Genomic DNA, 603 nt, shown 5'->3' with positions numbered 1-603 from the left:
CCCAATGTCTTGGGTTCTCTTTCCAATTATATTTTAATGTATAACCATAGTTAGAAGAAGAACACCAATTCATACCATGAGGACAATTACATTTTCCTAAGGCATGGGGACATCGAAATTTAAGATAATCTCCATCTTTTCCCCAATATACTAGTTTATATCCTGCGGAATAGATGGGATTAAAGTCTTCATCTAATCCCATAGGTGGTGCATAGCTTCCTCTAGGATTATATGCGATTATTGGGATACCTTTAAAATCATTTATTATATCTTGATAAACATACTCAAGGTCATAGCCAGAATCCATAGCATAATAAGTTGGCTTAAAAGTATCTTTATAGTTATTTAGAAATTGCTTTATTAAAGATATAGCAACAGTACCATCATAGGTACTTGCTGGGGTTACTAGTATATCTAATGGTAGTTCACTTTTAGAATCACATAAAATATGAAGCTTCCAACCAAACCATCTTATGTTATTGCCATTAGTATCTCTTTTCATTCCCCAGTTAGGGTTAGTTCCATCATTACTAATTGATTTTTTAGGCTTAGCAGCCTCATAAGAATCTAATTTTATTGAGTCAATAGATACATGTTCACCAT

General features: G+C 32.8%; 1 protein-coding gene. It reads right to left on the bottom strand.

Going from position 1 to position 603, the window contains the following annotated elements; translation table 11 throughout:
- Positions 1-603 (bottom strand): transposase (locus L21TH_RS06560; RefSeq protein WP_034429517.1); only part of this gene is annotated, 603 nt, incomplete at both ends.

The sequence above is a fragment of the Caldisalinibacter kiritimatiensis genome (assembly GCF_000387765.1).
Lineage (GTDB): Bacteria > Bacillota > Clostridia > Tissierellales > Caldisalinibacteraceae > Caldisalinibacter > Caldisalinibacter kiritimatiensis.
Note: the sequence above shows the minus strand (reverse complement) of the source record. Positions and strands in the feature narration are given on the sequence as shown.